At 31.7% G+C, this 15,776-nt stretch carries 18 protein-coding genes; 13 read left to right on the top strand and 5 right to left on the bottom strand.

Annotation, left to right across the window (positions count from 1 at the left end):
• Nucleotides 1-105 precede the first annotated feature (105 nt).
• The 3 genes from ACFX5E_RS03830 (at nucleotide 106) to ACFX5E_RS03820 (ending at nucleotide 2,205) form a co-directional block, all read left to right on the top strand.
• A complete protein-coding gene (locus tag ACFX5E_RS03830; RefSeq protein ID WP_379853846.1) occupies nucleotides 106-957 on the top strand; it encodes an aldose 1-epimerase family protein in 852 nt (283 codons plus the stop codon).
• A 20-nt stretch (nucleotides 958-977) separates the two neighbouring features.
• Nucleotides 978-1,526 (top strand): GNAT family N-acetyltransferase, encoded by a 549-nt coding sequence (locus ACFX5E_RS03825; RefSeq protein ID WP_379853845.1) that lies wholly within the window; start codon nucleotides 978-980, stop codon nucleotides 1,524-1,526.
• A 127-nt stretch (nucleotides 1,527-1,653) separates the two neighbouring features.
• Nucleotides 1,654-2,205, top strand: a complete 552-nt coding sequence (locus ACFX5E_RS03820; protein WP_379853844.1) for a DUF3575 domain-containing protein — start codon at nucleotides 1,654-1,656, stop codon at nucleotides 2,203-2,205.
• Between the two features lie 7 nt (nucleotides 2,206-2,212).
• Here the strand turns inward: ACFX5E_RS03820 and ACFX5E_RS03815 are convergent, their stop codons facing one another.
• Entirely contained in the window at nucleotides 2,213-2,443 is a 231-nt protein-coding gene (locus ACFX5E_RS03815; RefSeq protein WP_379853843.1) for a VF530 family protein, read from the bottom strand.
• A gap of 48 nt (nucleotides 2,444-2,491) precedes the next feature.
• On the opposite strand from ACFX5E_RS03815, the gene ACFX5E_RS03810 reads away from it, so the two are divergent.
• From ACFX5E_RS03810 to ACFX5E_RS03800, 3 genes are all read left to right on the top strand, one after another.
• Complete coding sequence (locus ACFX5E_RS03810; protein ID WP_379853842.1) at nucleotides 2,492-2,977, top strand: SixA phosphatase family protein; 486 nt, start codon at nucleotides 2,492-2,494, stop codon at nucleotides 2,975-2,977.
• A 141-nt stretch (nucleotides 2,978-3,118) separates the two neighbouring features.
• Nucleotides 3,119-3,571: an SsrA-binding protein SmpB gene (smpB, locus tag ACFX5E_RS03805; RefSeq protein WP_379853841.1), complete on the top strand. Its 453-nt coding sequence runs from the start codon at nucleotides 3,119-3,121 to the stop codon at nucleotides 3,569-3,571.
• A gap of 89 nt (nucleotides 3,572-3,660) precedes the next feature.
• The gene (locus ACFX5E_RS03800; protein WP_379853840.1) at nucleotides 3,661-4,710 is read left to right on the top strand and encodes a Fic family protein; all 1,050 of its coding nucleotides are present in this window, start codon (nucleotides 3,661-3,663) and stop codon (nucleotides 4,708-4,710) included.
• Between the two features lie 54 nt (nucleotides 4,711-4,764).
• On the opposite strand, the gene ACFX5E_RS03795 is transcribed toward ACFX5E_RS03800, so the two are convergent.
• Nucleotides 4,765-5,406 carry a protein-L-isoaspartate(D-aspartate) O-methyltransferase gene (locus tag ACFX5E_RS03795; protein ID WP_379853839.1) on the bottom strand — a complete coding sequence of 214 codons (642 nt, stop codon included), beginning with the start codon at nucleotides 5,404-5,406 and terminating at the stop codon, nucleotides 4,765-4,767.
• Between the two features lie 145 nt (nucleotides 5,407-5,551).
• Between ACFX5E_RS03795 and ACFX5E_RS03790 the strand changes: the two genes are divergently transcribed.
• The 7 genes from ACFX5E_RS03790 (at nucleotide 5,552) to ACFX5E_RS03760 (ending at nucleotide 12,678) form a co-directional block, all read left to right on the top strand.
• Complete coding sequence (locus ACFX5E_RS03790; RefSeq protein WP_379853838.1) at nucleotides 5,552-6,517, top strand: Gfo/Idh/MocA family protein; 966 nt, start codon at nucleotides 5,552-5,554, stop codon at nucleotides 6,515-6,517.
• An 82-nt stretch (nucleotides 6,518-6,599) separates the two neighbouring features.
• Nucleotides 6,600-7,487 (top strand): 3-hydroxyacyl-CoA dehydrogenase family protein, encoded by an 888-nt coding sequence (locus tag ACFX5E_RS03785; protein ID WP_379853837.1) that lies wholly within the window; start codon nucleotides 6,600-6,602, stop codon nucleotides 7,485-7,487.
• Between the two features lie 74 nt (nucleotides 7,488-7,561).
• Nucleotides 7,562-8,782: a DUF1015 domain-containing protein gene (locus ACFX5E_RS03780; RefSeq protein ID WP_379853836.1), complete on the top strand. Its 1,221-nt coding sequence runs from the start codon at nucleotides 7,562-7,564 to the stop codon at nucleotides 8,780-8,782.
• A gap of 30 nt (nucleotides 8,783-8,812) precedes the next feature.
• On the top strand, nucleotides 8,813-9,463 hold the full coding sequence (locus ACFX5E_RS03775; protein ID WP_379853835.1) for a YggS family pyridoxal phosphate-dependent enzyme: 651 nt from the start codon (nucleotides 8,813-8,815) through the stop codon (nucleotides 9,461-9,463).
• Between the two features lie 93 nt (nucleotides 9,464-9,556).
• Entirely contained in the window at nucleotides 9,557-10,918 is a 1,362-nt protein-coding gene (locus ACFX5E_RS03770) for an exonuclease domain-containing protein (protein WP_379853834.1), read from the top strand.
• A gap of 42 nt (nucleotides 10,919-10,960) precedes the next feature.
• Complete coding sequence (gene miaA / locus ACFX5E_RS03765; protein ID WP_379853833.1) at nucleotides 10,961-11,908, top strand: tRNA (adenosine(37)-N6)-dimethylallyltransferase MiaA; 948 nt, start codon at nucleotides 10,961-10,963, stop codon at nucleotides 11,906-11,908.
• 29 nt (nucleotides 11,909-11,937) lie between these two features.
• Nucleotides 11,938-12,678 carry an acyl-[acyl-carrier-protein] thioesterase gene (locus tag ACFX5E_RS03760; protein ID WP_379853832.1) on the top strand — a complete coding sequence of 247 codons (741 nt, stop codon included), beginning with the start codon at nucleotides 11,938-11,940 and terminating at the stop codon, nucleotides 12,676-12,678.
• A gap of 140 nt (nucleotides 12,679-12,818) precedes the next feature.
• Here ACFX5E_RS03760 and ACFX5E_RS03755 read toward each other — a convergent pair whose 3' ends face one another.
• The 3 genes from ACFX5E_RS03755 to coaE are packed head-to-tail and all read right to left on the bottom strand — an operon-like array spanning nucleotide 12,819 to nucleotide 15,775.
• The gene (locus ACFX5E_RS03755; RefSeq protein ID WP_379853831.1) at nucleotides 12,819-13,532 is read right to left on the bottom strand and encodes a response regulator transcription factor; all 714 of its coding nucleotides are present in this window, start codon (nucleotides 13,530-13,532) and stop codon (nucleotides 12,819-12,821) included.
• Between the two features lie 3 nt (nucleotides 13,533-13,535).
• On the bottom strand, nucleotides 13,536-15,119 hold the full coding sequence (locus tag ACFX5E_RS03750; RefSeq protein ID WP_379853830.1) for a sensor histidine kinase: 1,584 nt from the start codon (nucleotides 15,117-15,119) through the stop codon (nucleotides 13,536-13,538).
• A gap of 59 nt (nucleotides 15,120-15,178) precedes the next feature.
• Complete coding sequence (gene coaE / locus ACFX5E_RS03745) at nucleotides 15,179-15,775, bottom strand: dephospho-CoA kinase (RefSeq protein WP_379853829.1); 597 nt, start codon at nucleotides 15,773-15,775, stop codon at nucleotides 15,179-15,181.
• Nucleotide 15,776: the final 1 nt, after the last annotated feature.

Raw genomic sequence — 15,776 nt, 5'->3', positions numbered from 1 at the left:
TATTGAAAATACATTAATTATTAATTTAAATAGATTTTGACTGATTTATATTTTTGAACAAATTTTAAAATATATTTACATTTTAAAATTTAAACACAAACTGCTTTGATAACAGTAATTAAAAATACCTTTTTAACCGCTACAATAAATAGCTTTGGTGCCGAATTATGTTCTCTAAAAAATAATGAGAACAAAGAATACATCTGGGAAGGAAATCCTGATTTTTGGGGAAAGCACTCTCCTGTTTTGTTTCCAATTGTAGGCACGTTAAAAAATAATTCTTATCAATATAACGAAACAGAATATCATTTATCACGACATGGTTTTGCTAGGGATATGGATTTTAAATTAGTCGATAAAAAAGAAAATTCTGTCACTTTCTCGATACAATCATCCGAAGAAACGCTCAAAGTCTATCCGTTTATATTTGAATTGCAAATAATCTATTCAGTAGATCAAAACAGCTTAAACATTGCTTACAAAGTTATGAATAATGGCAAGTCAAAAATGCCGTTTTCTATTGGAGCACATCCCGCTTTTGCTTTACCCGGAAATTTTGAAAATTATGCTATTCAATTTGAAAAACAAGAATCTTTAGAATATTACCATCTGGAAAATGATTTAATTTCAAATAAAACAAAAACACTGGAAGTTCAAAACGACTGCATTCCATTGACATACGAATTATTTAAAAATGATGCTTTAATTTTTAAAACATTGGAATCAAATTCGGTTACAATTTTAGAAAATTCAAATCCAAAATTGCGGGTTAATTTTAAAAATTTTCCAAGTTTAGGAATTTGGACCAAAATGAATGCACCATTTCTTTGCATAGAACCTTGGCTTGGTTACTCGGATACAAATGAAAATTCAGGAAATCTTTTTGAGAAAGAAGGGATTCAAATCCTAGAAGAAAATAAAACTTTCCAATCAGAATTCAGTATTGAAATTCTGTAAATTATTAAAAATAAAATAACATGTTAACTATAAATTTCACTCCATTTCCAAATTTAGAAACTGAACGATTACTATTGAGACGCGTCAACGAGAATGATGCAAATGAAATTTTCGCCTTGCGTTCTAATCCAGAAACCATGAAATACATTCCAAGACCATTAGTTAAATCAATTGACGATGCCTTAGAACATATTGCAATGATTGACGCAAAAATTGATACCAACGAAGGAATAAACTGGGCTATAACTTACAAATATGATTCAAAACTAATAGGAATCATCGGGCATTATAGAATAAAACCTGAACATTATAGAGCTGAAGTCGGCTATATGCTACTTCCGGAATATAATGGAAAAGGAATCATTTCTGAAGCTATAAAAGAGGTAGTAAATTATGGTTTTAATGAAATGAAACTACATTCGATTGAAGCTATTATTGATCCTGAAAATTTTGGATCTGAAAGAGTTTTACAAAAATGTGGTTTTGTAAAAGAAGCGCATTTGAAGGAAAATGAATTCTATGAAGGACGTTTTTTAGACACCGTTATTTATTCAATTTTGAATAAATAAGTCTCTACTAAATTATTGGAGATTATTTTTTACAAAAAACCATATTATTGTCTGTTTGAAAGAATAATCCATACATTTGCCGCAAAAAAATGCTGCTTTATTGGAAAAGCATTATGCAACCTTCATTATGAAAAAATTATTATTAATTACAATTCTTCTTGTTTCAATCTCGTCTCAAAGTCAGACCTATGTAAAAGTAAATGCGTTGACTACTTTATTGGGTGTTCCAAATGTTGGTATTGAAACCAGCATTGGAAAAAAATCGACTTTTCAATTAGACATTTTAGGCTCCCCTTGGAAATCTGTGGACGGTAAGCCTTTTCAATTTTATATTTTTATTCCTGAATATCGCTATCATTTTAAAGAAAAACACAATGGTTTTTATGTTGGAGCACATATCGGCGCAACTGCATTTAATTTCCAAAAATGGAACTATCTAAATACTGATAAGTATGAAAAGGGATTTGGGTATGTTATGGGCGCCACAATTGGATATCAAGCTAAAATAAATGACAAGTTTGTATTAGATTGTTTTTTAGGAGGAGGTAATCAACAAGGATTTTACCATGGATATTATTTAAGCACGGGAGAACGGTATGAAACTGCTAAAAATTGGAATAAAAGCGGAGAATGGTTACCCTACCGAGGTGGCGTTATGGTCTCCTATCGTATTAATTAAACTGGAGCTATTTTGTCCATTTAGGCAAGGACTGAACATATAAATCTTCAACTTGTTTTCTTGCCCAATCCGTTTTTCTTAAGAAAGTCAATGACGATTTTATACTGGGATTATCTGTAAAACATTTAATTTTTATTAATTCTCCCAAAGTATCAAATCCATAATATTCCACTAATTGTTCCAATATTTTTAGCAGGGTGATTCCGTGAAGAGGATCTTTTGATTTTAAATTTTCCATTTTGCAAATATATAAAATCGTTAAATAATAAATTTAAAATTAGTTCAAATGAAAAAATATTTATTGATCGTTGCTTTTTTTGTTTTGCAAGTCAGTTTTGGACAAAACAGTACAACCACGTATTACTTTATACGTCATGCAGAGAAAGTTGATAGTTCTAAAGATGCCGATTTATCTGAAATTGGTCGTGAAAGAGCCAAACTTTGGAATGAAATATTTTCAGAAATTAATCTAGATGCAATTTACTCTACTAATTTCAAAAGAACTCTTCAAACTGCAGCTCCTTTGGCAACAAACAACAAGATTACTATTATAAATTATGATCCTAAACCCATAGACATTGAATCATTCAAAAAAAATACTTTAGGAAAAAAAGTTTTGGTTGTTGGTCACAGCAATACAATTCCAAATTTTGTCAATCAAATTATAAACAAAAAAATGTATAATGATATGGATGATGTGACTTTTGGTAATCTTTACATTGTGACTATTAATAGCGATTCTATTAATCATCAACTATTAAAATTGCCGTAAGTAATTGTGAAACAAATTATTTTCATAAAATGACAACTGAATAATTATTTGAAATAAAAATCATCGTTCTGAAGTTATTTTAACCCTAATTATTATCCATTATTTCAAATCTTTTCTTTTTTATCATACCTTTGCAATCCTATGCTAAAAACAATAAATATATACAACAAAAGAGCCAAATTCGATTATGAAATAATCGAAACATTCACTGCTGGTATTGTTTTGGCTGGAACTGAGATTAAATCAATCCGTCTAGGAAAAGCGAATATTACAGAGAGTTTCTGTGAATTTAGCAATAATGAACTTTTTGCCATCAATACATACATTGAAGAATATACTTTTGGCAATCAATTCAACCACAAAGCGAGAAGCGAACGTAAGTTACTTTTAAATAAAAGAGAATTGAAAGGATTAATCAAAAGTGTTCAAGCCAAAGGACTAACCATTATTCCTTTGAAATTGTTCACCAATGAAAAAGGAATGGCTAAACTACAAATTGGTCTTTGTAAAGGGAAGAAAACCTATGACAAACGCGAATCCTTAAAAGAACAAGATACCAAAAGAGATCTTGATAGAATCAAAAAAGCATTTTAAATAAAAATTGAAGTTAAAAAACAGTGATGTTTTTTTATATTCAAAAAAATGACTAAATTTGTCAAGACAATTTTAAACTTAATCTAAAAATGAAAACACTACTCAAAAATGCAAGAGAACAAAAAGGACTCAAAACCAGAGAAGTGGCTCAAATTTTAGGAATTGATCAAGCCTTGATTAGTAAATTTGAAAGTGGCAACAGGAAACCCACTAGAGATCAAGTTATAAAGCTAGCGTCATTATTGGAAATAGATTTAGAAACCATAATGGTAGCTTGGCTAAAAGAAAAAATTCTTTATGAAATAGGACAGGATGAATTTGCATTAAAAGCATTACTAGTTGCTGAAGAAGAGATAAGATATCAAAGTAAATCTTCTAAGAAGAAAATATCTACCACACTACAAAAAATTTTAGATGAAATAGATAGTTTAAAGACAAAACTGGATGGTTTTCGTCAATTTGACAGCTATCGCATCGCTCAGGCATTAGAATTAGAATACACTTTTGAAAGTAACCGTATCGAAGGAAACACTATGACGCTTCGGGAAACTAATTTGGTTATCAATGAAGGTCTGACTATTTCAGGGAAAAGTATGCGGGAGCATCTTGAGGTAATTAATCATCAGGAAGCGATTGCTTATATCAAAGATTTGATGCAAAAAAAAACTTCTATAAATCAACGAGAGGTTTTATCAATTCACAATCTAATTTTAAGAGGTATCCATCCGGAAGATGCAGGTCGCTATAGAAAAGTACAAGTGATGATTCAAGGAAGCAGTCATTTGCCATCTCAACCGTTTCTAGTTGCCAAAGAAATGGAGGATTTTTTTATTTGGTACGAAACCAATAAAAACAATCTTCATCCTGTCGTTTTGGCTGCCGAAATACACGAGCGTTTAGTCACTATTCATCCGTTTATTGATGGAAACGGCAGAACTTCTCGTTTAGTGATGAACTTAATTTTATTGCAACATGGCTACATTATAGCCAACATAAAAGGTGATTATGAAAGTAGAATGCAATACTACCAAGCACTGGAAACAGCTCAAACTAAAAACAACAAAGAAGATTTTTTGCTGTTCATCGCTCAAATGGAAAAAGAAAGTTTAGAGCGATATTTAACCATTATTGGTCAATAATAATAATAATAATACATCAGCTCCCTTCCTTTTGGGAAGGGTTGGGGATGGATTTTAATTTTTATCTTCTAATAATGGTACAAATCGAAACTCTCCGAATTCATGTTTCTCAAATTGCGTTTCATTTTTTCTGATTAACAAAGTCATAATTTGAACGTCCTCTCCTAACGGAATAACCAGTCTTCCTCCTATTTTTAACTGTGCCATTAAAGGCTGAGGAATAAACGGAGCTCCTGCCGTAACAATAATACTATCAAAAGGAGCATAACTTGGTAATCCTTTATAACCATCTCCAAAAGAAAGATGTTTGGGACGAATACTCAGCTTTGGAAATAAAATGGATGTTTGCTTGAATAATTCATTTTGTCTTTCGACACTATAAACCTTTGCTCCCATGGTGCACAAAACTGCTGTTTGGTAACCGGAACCAGTTCCTATTTCTAAAATTTTGTGTTCTTTTTTTACTTCCAATAGTTGAGATTGAAAAGCTACAGTATAAGGTTGAGAAATAGTTTGACCAGCCCCAATAGGAAATGCTTTGTCCTGATAAGCATAATCCTCAAAACTGGAATTTAAAAATAGATGTCTTGGTATTTTTTTTATCGCATCCAAAACATTTTTATCAGTAATCCCTTTTTGTTCCAAAATGCTTACTAATTGATTCCGAAGTCCTTGATGTTTGGCTGTATCTTTCAAAATTTGCTGTTTTATTTGAGGCAAAAATAGAAAACAATTTTTAATATTAAATAGTGAATTTTTAATATTAAATTGGTTAAATAATTGTTTGATATCCTTAAAAAATTAATCATTTTATTGCTATTTTTGTACAAATTAAATCATTATGCTGAAAATTGGAGTGTTAGGTGCGGGTCATCTGGGTAAAATACATTTGCGTTTATTACAACAATCTGAAAAATATGAATTAGTTGGTTTTTACGACCCAAACCAAGAAAATGCCGAAAAAGTTTCTAAAGAATTTGGCTATAAACATTTTAGCACCATAGCTACACTTATTCATGCTGTTGATGTGATTGATATTGTTACCCCTACGCTTTCCCATTATAAATGCGCCAAAGTAGCTATCAAATCAGGTAAGCACGTTTTTATAGAAAAGCCAATATCAAATACCGTTGAAGAAGCTGAAGAAATTATTGCTTTAGCAAAAGAATATAACGTCAAAGGACAGGTTGGTCATGTTGAACGATTTAATCCAGCTTTCAAAGCAAGCAAAAACATGATTGATAATCCCATGTTTATTGAAACGCATCGTTTGGCTGAATTTAACCCTCGCGGTACCGATGTTCCTGTGGTTTTAGATTTGATGATACATGACATTGATGCTATTTTAAGTGTTGTAAAATCTAAAGTAAAAAGCATCAATGCCAGCGGAGTTTCGGTGATAAGTGATACCCCAGATATTGCAAATGCCCGAATCGAATTCGAAAATGGGTGTGTTGCTAATTTGACGGCCAGCAGAATTTCGATGAAAAACATGCGGAAATCACGTTTCTTCCAGAAAGATGCTTACATCTCCGTAGATTTCTTGGAAAAGAAATGCGAAGTGGTAAAAATGAAAGACGCTCCAGAAGTTCCGGGTGATTTTGACATCATTTTACAAAACGCTGAAGGAGTAAAAAAACAAATCTACTTTTCAAATCCAGATGTGGAACAAAACAACGCAATTCTTGACGAATTAGAATCATTTGCTGATGCGATCAATAATAACACTACTCCTATTGTAACTTTAAAACAAGCGACAGAGGCTTTAAGAGTAGCGTACCAAATCATCGATTGTTTTAAAAAATAAATGAAATTTCTTTAAAGTTTAAGGTTTAAAGTTGCTCAAAAGAACTTTAAACTTTAGACTTTTAAACTTTAAACTAAAAAAAATGAAAAACATAGCCGTAATCGGAGCCGGAACAATGGGTAACGGAATTGCTCATACATTTGCCCAAAGTGGTTTTACCGTTAAATTAATAGATGTTTCAGAAAAATCTCTAGATAAAGGAATGGCTACTATTGCTGCCAATTTAGACAGAATGCTGGCAAAAGGAACCATAACTGAAGAAGAAAAAGCAAGAACAATTACCAATATAATCACTTATACAGACATTAAAGATGGTGTTGTTGGTGTAGATTTAGTTATTGAAGCAGCTACCGAAAATGTAGAATTAAAACTTAATATTTTCAAGCAATTGAACGAAGCTTGTTCTCACAATACGATTTTGGCAACTAATACTTCATCCATTTCGATTACTCAAATAGGAGCTGTTGTAGCAAATCCGGAACGTGTTATTGGTATGCATTTTATGAATCCGGTGCCAATTATGAAACTAGTTGAAATCATTCGTGGTTATACTACTTCTGATGAAGTGACGAAAACTATCATGGATTTATCTGAAAAATTAGGAAAAACGCCTGTTGAAGTAAACGATTATCCAGGTTTTGTTGCCAATAGAATTTTGATGCCCATGATCAATGAAGCAATCGAAACTTTATATAACAAAGTTGCCGGAGTTTATGAAATTGACACCGTAATGAAATTAGGAATGGGACACCCAATGGGACCTTTACAATTAGCTGATTTTATAGGACTTGATGTATGTTTGGCTATTTTAAATGTTATGTACGATGGTTTCAAAAATCCGAAATATGCTCCTTGCCCACTATTAGTAAATATGGTTCGCGCAGGAAAAATGGGCGTGAAATCTGGTGAAGGTTTCTACGATTATTCCGAAAGCAAAAAAGCAGAAAAGATTTCTAAACAATTTATATAGTCTCAATATTAAAAAGTCGAAAGTCTTAAAGTTGATTTCTTTAGACATTCGACTTTAGGACTTTTGACATAATTATGGCTATAATAGTTCCTTTTAAAGCAGTTCGTCCTACTCGTGATAAAGTATGCCTTGTCACCTGTCGTTCTTATGAAGAATATGTGAATGCCGAGTTAGCAGCACAATTGGATTTTAATCCATTGTCTTTTTTGCATATTCTAAAACCGGCCTATACCAATCAGGAAACTGTTTCTTTTGAAAAAAGATATAGACAAGTACATCAAAAATATCAGCAATTCAAAAATGAAATTATTTTAGTTAAAGATAATAAGCCTGCTATCTATATTCATAAAATTGTTACCAAAACACATTCTTTCACCGGAATTATTGTGGGAACAAGTGTTGAAGATTACCGCAATAATGTCATAAAAAAACACGAAGATATCCTAGCTTTTAGAGTTCAGTTGCTAAAAGATTATATGAAATATGCAGAGTTCAACACAGAGCCTGTTTTAATGACATATCCTGATAATAAGACAATAGAAAATTGGATTTATAATTGCACTCAAAAATTAGCTGATTTCGAATTCTCGACTACCAAAAAAGAGATTCATTATCTTTGGAAAATTGAAGATTCATTAGAGATTAGTTGGTTACAAAATATATTTGATAAAACAGAAAGTCTATATATTGCTGACGGACATCATCGTACAGAAGCTTTAAAATTATTATCCGAAGAAAACAAAGACCCTGAAAATACTGTAAAAGATTATATATTAAGTTATCTAATTTCCGAAAACAACGTCAAGATTTATGAATTTAATCGATTGGTAAAAGATTTGAATGGTTTCTCGAACGAGGATTTTATCAAGGAACTGGCTAAGGATTTTATTATTGAAAATAAACATAAGCAACCTTTTCAACCTTCTGAAAAACATCAGTTCGGAATGTATCTTGACAATGATTTTTATAGCCTAATTTTACGAAAAGAAAATGAAGTTTTTCAAACTGCTTTGGAAAGTTTAGACACACAAATTCTGTACAAGAACGTACTTTTACCTCTTCTTGGAATTGCAGATTTACGAAATGACGAACGCATCGAATATATCTCGGGAAAGCAATCTGTTTTAGAAGTAAAACAAAAAATTGATCAGGCCGAATTTGAAGTTGGATTTATTTTGTTTCCATCTAATATAAAGGAAATTAAAGCTTTGGCCGACAACAATTTGATCATGCCTCCAAAAAGTACTTATATCGAACCAAAGTTTAGAAGTGGTTTGATCATTTACGAACTTTGATTTCATACTAATAAATTAAAAGATTAAAAAATGTCGATAGCTAAAAACTTACTTTCAATAAAAGTCACATTACCAGAACACGTAACCTTAGTGGCTGTTTCTAAAACCAAACCTGTTGCTGAGTTAATGGAAGCTTATGAGGCAGGACAACGCATTTTTGGAGAAAACAAAATCCAGGAAATGGCCGAGAAATGGGAACAAATGCCAAAAGACGTTGATTGGCATATGATTGGTCATGTTCAGACGAATAAAGTCAAATTTATGGCACAATTTGTGACCTTGATCCATGGAGTAGATAGTTTGAAATTACTGCAGGAAATCAACAAGCAAGCACAAAAAAATAGCAGAATTATTGATTGTTTATTGCAAATACATATTGCTAAAGAAGAAACTAAATTTGGTCTTGACGAGCAGGAATTGGCTTCGTTGCTATCTTCTGATGAATTTCAGGAGATGAAAAATATAAGAATTGTGGGACTGATGGGAATGGCAACATTTACAGATAATAAAGAACAAATCAAAAAAGAATTCACACACTTAAAATCAATTTTTGATCAATTCACAATTCACAATTCACAATTTACTATTCTTTCTATGGGAATGTCGGGAGATTATCAACTCGCAATTGAATGCGGAAGCACCATGGTTCGAATAGGAAGTAGTATCTTTGGAGGAAGATAAAGATTAAAATAGAAGTTTGAAGCTGGAACATTATAAGATTGCTTCGTTCCTCGCAATGACTGAACACTAAAAACTGAACACTGAATACTTATTTTGTACGCAATACTTGACATAGAAACCACAGGAGGACAATTTAACGAAGAGGGAATAACTGAAATCGCCATTTATAAATTTGACGGACATGAAGTTGTAGACCAATTTATTAGTTTAGTCAATCCAGAAATCCCAATTCAGCCGTTTGTTGTAAAACTGACCGGAATCAATAATGAAATGTTACACTCTGCTCCTAAATTTTTTGAAGTAGCCAAACGCATTATCGAAATGACGAATGATTGCGTAATTGTAGCACACAATGCTTCTTTTGATTATAGAATTCTTCGAACTGAATTCAGACGATTAGGCTATGATTTTGAGGCAAGAACACTTTGTACCGTTGAATTGTCAAAAAAATTATTACCGGAGCAACCTTCGCATAGTTTGGGCAAACTGGTTCGTGCCCTTGGAATCCCAATGGCAGATAGACACAGAGCTAGCGGTGATGCTTTGGCAACAGTGAAATTATTTAAAATCCTTTTGGAGAAAGATTTAGAAAAAGAAATTGTAAAAGATTTCATTAAGCTAGAAATCGAAAAAGGAATCGCTCCCAAATTATTAGACATTATTTCAAATTTACCCGCAAAAACCGGAACTTACTACATTCATAACGAAAAAGGCAATCTGATTTATATTGGCAAAAGCCTAAACATAAAAAAACGTGTCAACCAGCATTTCACGGGCACTACAACTAAATGCAAAAAAATTCAAGCAGAAGTTTTCACGGTAACTTACGATGAAACAGGAAGCGAATTGATTGCTCTTTTGAAAGAGAGCGAAGAAATAAAAATCAATAAGCCTATTCATAACCGAGCGCAGAGGAAGAGTATTTTCCAACTGGCTTTGTATGTGGAAAAAGATGAAAAAGGATATTTGAATCTGAAATTGCAAAAAGCAGATGGTCGTAAAAAAGAAATCACCTCATTTACTTCGTTGCAAGAAGGAAAAAATGCATTGTTTAGAATTACTTCGGCTTATCATTTGTGCCAAAAATTAACGGGTTTATATGCCACCAAAACAAACTGTTTTCAATACAGTATAAAAGAGTGTGACGGAGCCTGTATTGGACAAATTACACCAGAAGAATATAATGCAAGAGTTCAAGGCTTTATTGACAAAAACACCTTTGAAAATCAAAATATGATATTGGTTGACAAAGGAAGAACAATCAACGAACGTTGTGCAGTATTGATAGAAAACGGAATTTATAAAGGATATGCTTTCTATGATTTGAACTATCAAATTCACAATATAGAGATCCTTAAAAATATTATTATACCAATGCAAAACAACAGGGATACTAAGAATATTATTCAAGGGCATGTTCGAAAAAGTAAAACATTGAAAATAATCAAGTTTTAAGTTTTATTATAAGTCCATTTCAACCATTCGTTATAACAAAACATGAAATACTTAATAACTATAGTCGGCCCTACCGCCATTGGAAAAACTTCTCTGAGCATTGTTTTAGCAGATTATTTCAAATGCGAAATCATTTCATGTGACAGCAGACAATTTTTCAAGGAAATGACTATTGGAACCGCCGTTCCCAGCAAATCAGAATTAACTGCAGCAAAACACCATTTCATCCAAAACAAATCTATTTTTGAAAATTACACAGTAGGCGATTTCGAGAAAGAAGCCAATGCTAAACTCGATGAATTGTATTTGACAAATGATTATGTGATTCTGGTTGGTGGATCTGGGTTGTACATTGATGCCGTACTAAAAGGTTTTGATGAGTTTCCTGAAATTGATGCTTCGGTGCGTTTAGCGGTAAATTCAAATTATGAGAAATTAGGAATCGGGTATTTACAACAAAAATTAGAAACATTAGATCCTGATTATTACGAAAGATTAACAAAGGGAAATCCACAAACTTTGCAAAACCCACAACGAATGATGCGTTTTGTAGAAGTATGTATGGGCTCCGGAAAACCGTATTCATCCTTTTTAAATCAGAAACAAAACAGTCGAAACTTCACTCCTATCCTTATTGGTTTAGAAGCCGATAGAAATGTAATTTATGATAGAATCAACCAGCGTGTTGACATTATGATGAACGAAGGTTTATTGGCCGAAGCCAAAACTTTATATCCTAACAAAGAGTTGAATGGACTACAAACCGTGGGCTACAGAGAATTATTCAGCTATTTTGATCGTGAAATTTCATTGGAATTCGCAATCGGAGAAATAAAGAAAAACACTAGACGATTTTCTAAACGACAACTGACTTGGTTCAAAAGAAATGAAAATACCAAATGGTTTGATTTTGAAACTCCCTATGAAGTTATTGCAGATTACATCAATTCAAAAAGTAAAAAAACTAAATCTAAGAATGCAAATTCGTAATTTGTAATTCATAATTCATAATTATTCATATGCCAATAGCATCCAATTTTACGTCCATTTTAAGCAAAGACTGGGAAATCAATTTTACACAATGCGCTCCAAATGGTTATTTAAAATATACAGACTTGTGCAATATTCTTCAGCTGACAGCTGCAGCACATTCAGAGATTGGCGGGATTAGTTTTTTGGATATGCAGGAATTCAACCAGGCTTGGGTTTTAAGCAGGATGCGTGTTGAAATCGATGCTTTGCCTAAATGGGGTGATATTGTGACGGTAAAAACTTGGATTAATTCTTTAGAAAATTCTCGTTCCGTACGTGCGCTGGAAATGTATGTTAATGGAAAGAAGATTGTAGGTTCTGAAACTTTTTGGGCCGTTTTCAATACCAAAATTCGTCGACCTGAAGGTTTGGCCTTACCATTTAAACATTTTGAATTGTATCCTGATACAAGAGCCACAAAGCATAGCTATTCAAAAATCAATTTGAATCATGAAAAAGAGATTGTTTTTGAGAAAACAGTATTCTTATCCGATTTAGATATCGTAGATCATGTAAATAATGTAAAATATCTGGAATGGTGCTTGGATTTGGTTGATGAAAAGCTAATTCTAAACCAAAAAATAGAAAGTTTCGAAATGAATTTTTTGAAGGAGTTATCTATGAAAGACAACGTAATCATTCATGAGAGTTTGAATGAAACAGAAACTACTTATAGTATCACAAAAGAGGATAAAACCAGTTTTGCTTTACAATTGATTTGGAAATAAACTGAAATTTTTATTTCCACAAAGCCCTAGCCCAGATAAAAGTGGAAATCCTTTTATGTTGGTTTTCAGCATAAAAGATTAAAACAATTAGCTGGAAATAGCTCCAAAAAAAAGGCTCCGATTTCTCGAAGCCATTTTTATTATGCTACTTTGTTTTTTACAACCAGTCTAAATCCTTCACCGTGAATATTAAGGATTTCTACATCTTCATCCAGCTTAAGATACTTTCTTAGTTTAGCGATGTAAACATCCATACTTCTCGATGTAAAATAGTTATCATCTCTCCAAATCTTTGTTAAAGCCAATTCTCTTGGCATCAAATCATTTTCGTGAAGAATCAACATTTTCAATAACTCGTTCTCTTTTGGAGACAATTTAATTGGCTCTTCGTTGTTAAACGTTAAAAAACGAAGCTTTGAATTAAAGTGAAATTTCCCAATGTTAAATTCAAACTGTGCTTGTTCTGCTTTAGTATCTGAAGATTTTCTTTGAATAATCGCTTTAATTTTCATCAAAAGTACTTCAGAATCAAAAGGTTTATTCAAATAATCGTCAGCGCCAGCTTTATATCCTTTCAAAACATCCTCTTTCATAGATTTTGCAGTTAAGAAAATAATTGGCACTTCATTGTTTTTCTCTCTGATTTCTTTTGCTAAAGTATAACCATCTTTATATGGCATCATAACATCCAAAATACATAAATCAAAAGTATCTTTTTTGAATTTTTCAAATCCTTCCATTCCATTTTTCGCTAAAATGACATCAAAATCATTCAGCATCAAATAATCTTTTAGAACTGCCCCAAAATTCAGGTCGTCTTCAACTAAAAGTATTTTTTTATTTACATTTTCCATATTTTAATTTATTAATGGTAATTTTATTATAAAGGTACTTCCTTTTCCCTTTTCACTTTCTACATAAACCTGACCATTATGGTCTTCAACAATTCTTTTTACATAAGATAAACCTAAACCATGCCCTTTTACATTATGCAAATCTCCCGTATGTTCTCTATAAAATTTTTCGAAAATCCTTTTTTGAGCGGTTTTACCCATTCCCAGTCCATTATCCTTGACCTTAATGATAACCATATCTTTTACGTTTTCAGTAAAAACATCAATTTTAGGAACATCAGGGGAGTATTTAATTGCATTTTCCAAAATATTCACCAATACATTTGTAAAATGGACATCATTTAACAAAACAGTTTTTCTTGTGGCATCATAATGCGTTGTAATTGTCCCTTCTCTGTCTTCCAAAATTAAATTAACATGCTCAATTGCTTCATTAATAATTTCTTCCAAATTACAAGACTCCTTAGCTATATCTAACTCTTTTTTCTCTAATTTAGAAATTCGTAAAACGTTTTCTACTTGAGCGTGCATGCGCTTATTCTCATCCCTAATCATTTGAAGGTACCGAAATACCTTTTCTTTATCATCAATTATTTTTGGATTTTTGATCGCATCCAGAGCTAAATTGATTGTTGCAATAGGCGTTTTAAATTCGTGAGTCATATTGTTAATGAAATCTGTTTTGATTTCAGATATATGACGTTGACGAATCAACTGATTCAATGCACTTGAATAAGCAATAAGTATAATAAGCGTAAATATTATGGATAGTATTGTTATACTAACGAGATCCGATAATAGATATTTCTTTTTATGCGGAAATGTCACTAGTAATTGATACTTGCTATTCCCTTCATTATCCGTAAAAATAGGAACGGAATAAGTGGCATTCTTATCATATTTAAAATCTTTCGATTTTACCTTTGTTGACAAATTATTACTGTATATCCCAAATTCAAATTTTGTATTTACACCATATTCCTCTAATTCTTTTTTAATCAATTTCTGTAAAACTTCTGTAGAAACACGTTCGTCAAGAGGCATCGCAGACAAAACATCTTTCGCAGAAATTTCAAAGATTGCATTATCTAAAATATCGAGATTTCCTGATTTTTCAATTCTAACATCAGGAATTAAACTTTGGTTAATACTTGAATTATCAATATTGTTGTTATTATACACTTCTGTTACTCGTTTAGAACTAAAGCTTTTGAATTTTTCACTATCAAATTTTTTATCAAAGAACGGCGATGAAATATTGTAATCTTCAGATATGATACTGTTCGAATAAATAATGGTTTTATTCGTTTTAGTATTTTTTTGAACGTAATAAAACTCTAATAAATCATCTTTTTTGGGAAGTTTCCCCGTACTGTCTTTAATATGATTTATTTTATCATAAAAGTTATAGGTTTCTTGTTGTTGCAATTTATCAGCGACCTTGCCTATAACTTGTGTAGCATGAAATTTGAATTGCTCATCATTATTTTTGAATGATGTATTGAACCAATATACTTGAACCAATATTATCCCAATCAAGGACAAACTCATCAATAATACCAGTAATCTAAAAAAAAGTTTATTCATCGAAACAAAATTAGTATTTTAACAATATATTAAATAATACATTAACCAAACATTAACATCTAAGTAACATTTTGCCTAATCTTTAAAATTTTAAGAATTTTAACAATTTCTGACTTAGTTTCTTCAATATTTGTGTTTTTAATGATAAAATCGCTTTTTGAAATGCGTTTTTCGTCATTCCATTGCATATTAATTCTTTTTAAAACCTGTTCACGTGTAGTCTTATCTCTTTCGATAACCCTTTGAATCCTTGTTTCTAAAGGGGCAACGACCGATATAATTAAATCACAATTTTTATAACCCCCACTTTCAAACAAAATGGCCGCTTCGTAAATTACAAAAGGAGCATCTTTATGATTTAAAAGCCATTCCTTAAAATGTTTCTTTACGGCAGGATGAACAATAGCATTCAGTTGTTCCAGTTTTTCAGAATCGCTAAAAACTATTTCGGCAAGTTTTTCTCTGTTTAATATATCATTTTCAAAAACTGCACTACCAAATACCCCTCGAATAGCATTGATAACTTCAATGGATTGCATCAGCTTTCTTGCTTCATCATCAGCAATATAAACTGGAACTCCTAAAGATACAAATTCATTGGCAATCGTGGTTTTCCCACTGCCAATACCACCTGTTAAACCAATAATTTTTGTCATA

The organism is Flavobacterium xylosi (genome assembly GCF_042787345.1).
Lineage (GTDB): Bacteria > Bacteroidota > Bacteroidia > Flavobacteriales > Flavobacteriaceae > Flavobacterium > Flavobacterium xylosi.
Note: the sequence above shows the minus strand (reverse complement) of the source record. Positions and strands in the feature narration are given on the sequence as shown.

What these genes read in the sequence shown, in the direction of transcription:
- miaA (WP_379853833.1), top strand. Translation starts at nt 10,961, where the DNA reads ATGAAATACTTAATAACTATAGTCGGCCCTACCGCCATTGGAAAAACT.
- ACFX5E_RS03820 (WP_379853844.1), top strand. Translation starts at nt 1,654, where the DNA reads ATGAAAAAATTATTATTAATTACAATTCTTCTTGTTTCAATCTCGTCT.
- smpB (WP_379853841.1), top strand. Translation starts at nt 3,119, where the DNA reads ATGCTAAAAACAATAAATATATACAACAAAAGAGCCAAATTCGATTAT.
- ACFX5E_RS03825 (WP_379853845.1), top strand. Translation starts at nt 978, where the DNA reads ATGTTAACTATAAATTTCACTCCATTTCCAAATTTAGAAACTGAACGA.
- ACFX5E_RS03755 (WP_379853831.1), bottom strand. Translation starts at nt 13,532, where the DNA reads ATGGAAAATGTAAATAAAAAAATACTTTTAGTTGAAGACGACCTGAAT.
- ACFX5E_RS03750 (WP_379853830.1), bottom strand. Translation starts at nt 15,119, where the DNA reads ATGAATAAACTTTTTTTTAGATTACTGGTATTATTGATGAGTTTGTCC.
- coaE (WP_379853829.1), bottom strand. Translation starts at nt 15,775, where the DNA reads ATGACAAAAATTATTGGTTTAACAGGTGGTATTGGCAGTGGGAAAACC.
- ACFX5E_RS03785 (WP_379853837.1), top strand. Translation starts at nt 6,600, where the DNA reads ATGAAAAACATAGCCGTAATCGGAGCCGGAACAATGGGTAACGGAATT.
- ACFX5E_RS03790 (WP_379853838.1), top strand. Translation starts at nt 5,552, where the DNA reads ATGCTGAAAATTGGAGTGTTAGGTGCGGGTCATCTGGGTAAAATACAT.
- ACFX5E_RS03810 (WP_379853842.1), top strand. Translation starts at nt 2,492, where the DNA reads ATGAAAAAATATTTATTGATCGTTGCTTTTTTTGTTTTGCAAGTCAGT.
- ACFX5E_RS03780 (WP_379853836.1), top strand. Translation starts at nt 7,562, where the DNA reads ATGGCTATAATAGTTCCTTTTAAAGCAGTTCGTCCTACTCGTGATAAA.
- ACFX5E_RS03775 (WP_379853835.1), top strand. Translation starts at nt 8,813, where the DNA reads ATGTCGATAGCTAAAAACTTACTTTCAATAAAAGTCACATTACCAGAA.
- ACFX5E_RS03815 (WP_379853843.1), bottom strand. Translation starts at nt 2,443, where the DNA reads ATGGAAAATTTAAAATCAAAAGATCCTCTTCACGGAATCACCCTGCTA.
- ACFX5E_RS03800 (WP_379853840.1), top strand. Translation starts at nt 3,661, where the DNA reads ATGAAAACACTACTCAAAAATGCAAGAGAACAAAAAGGACTCAAAACC.
- ACFX5E_RS03760 (WP_379853832.1), top strand. Translation starts at nt 11,938, where the DNA reads ATGCCAATAGCATCCAATTTTACGTCCATTTTAAGCAAAGACTGGGAA.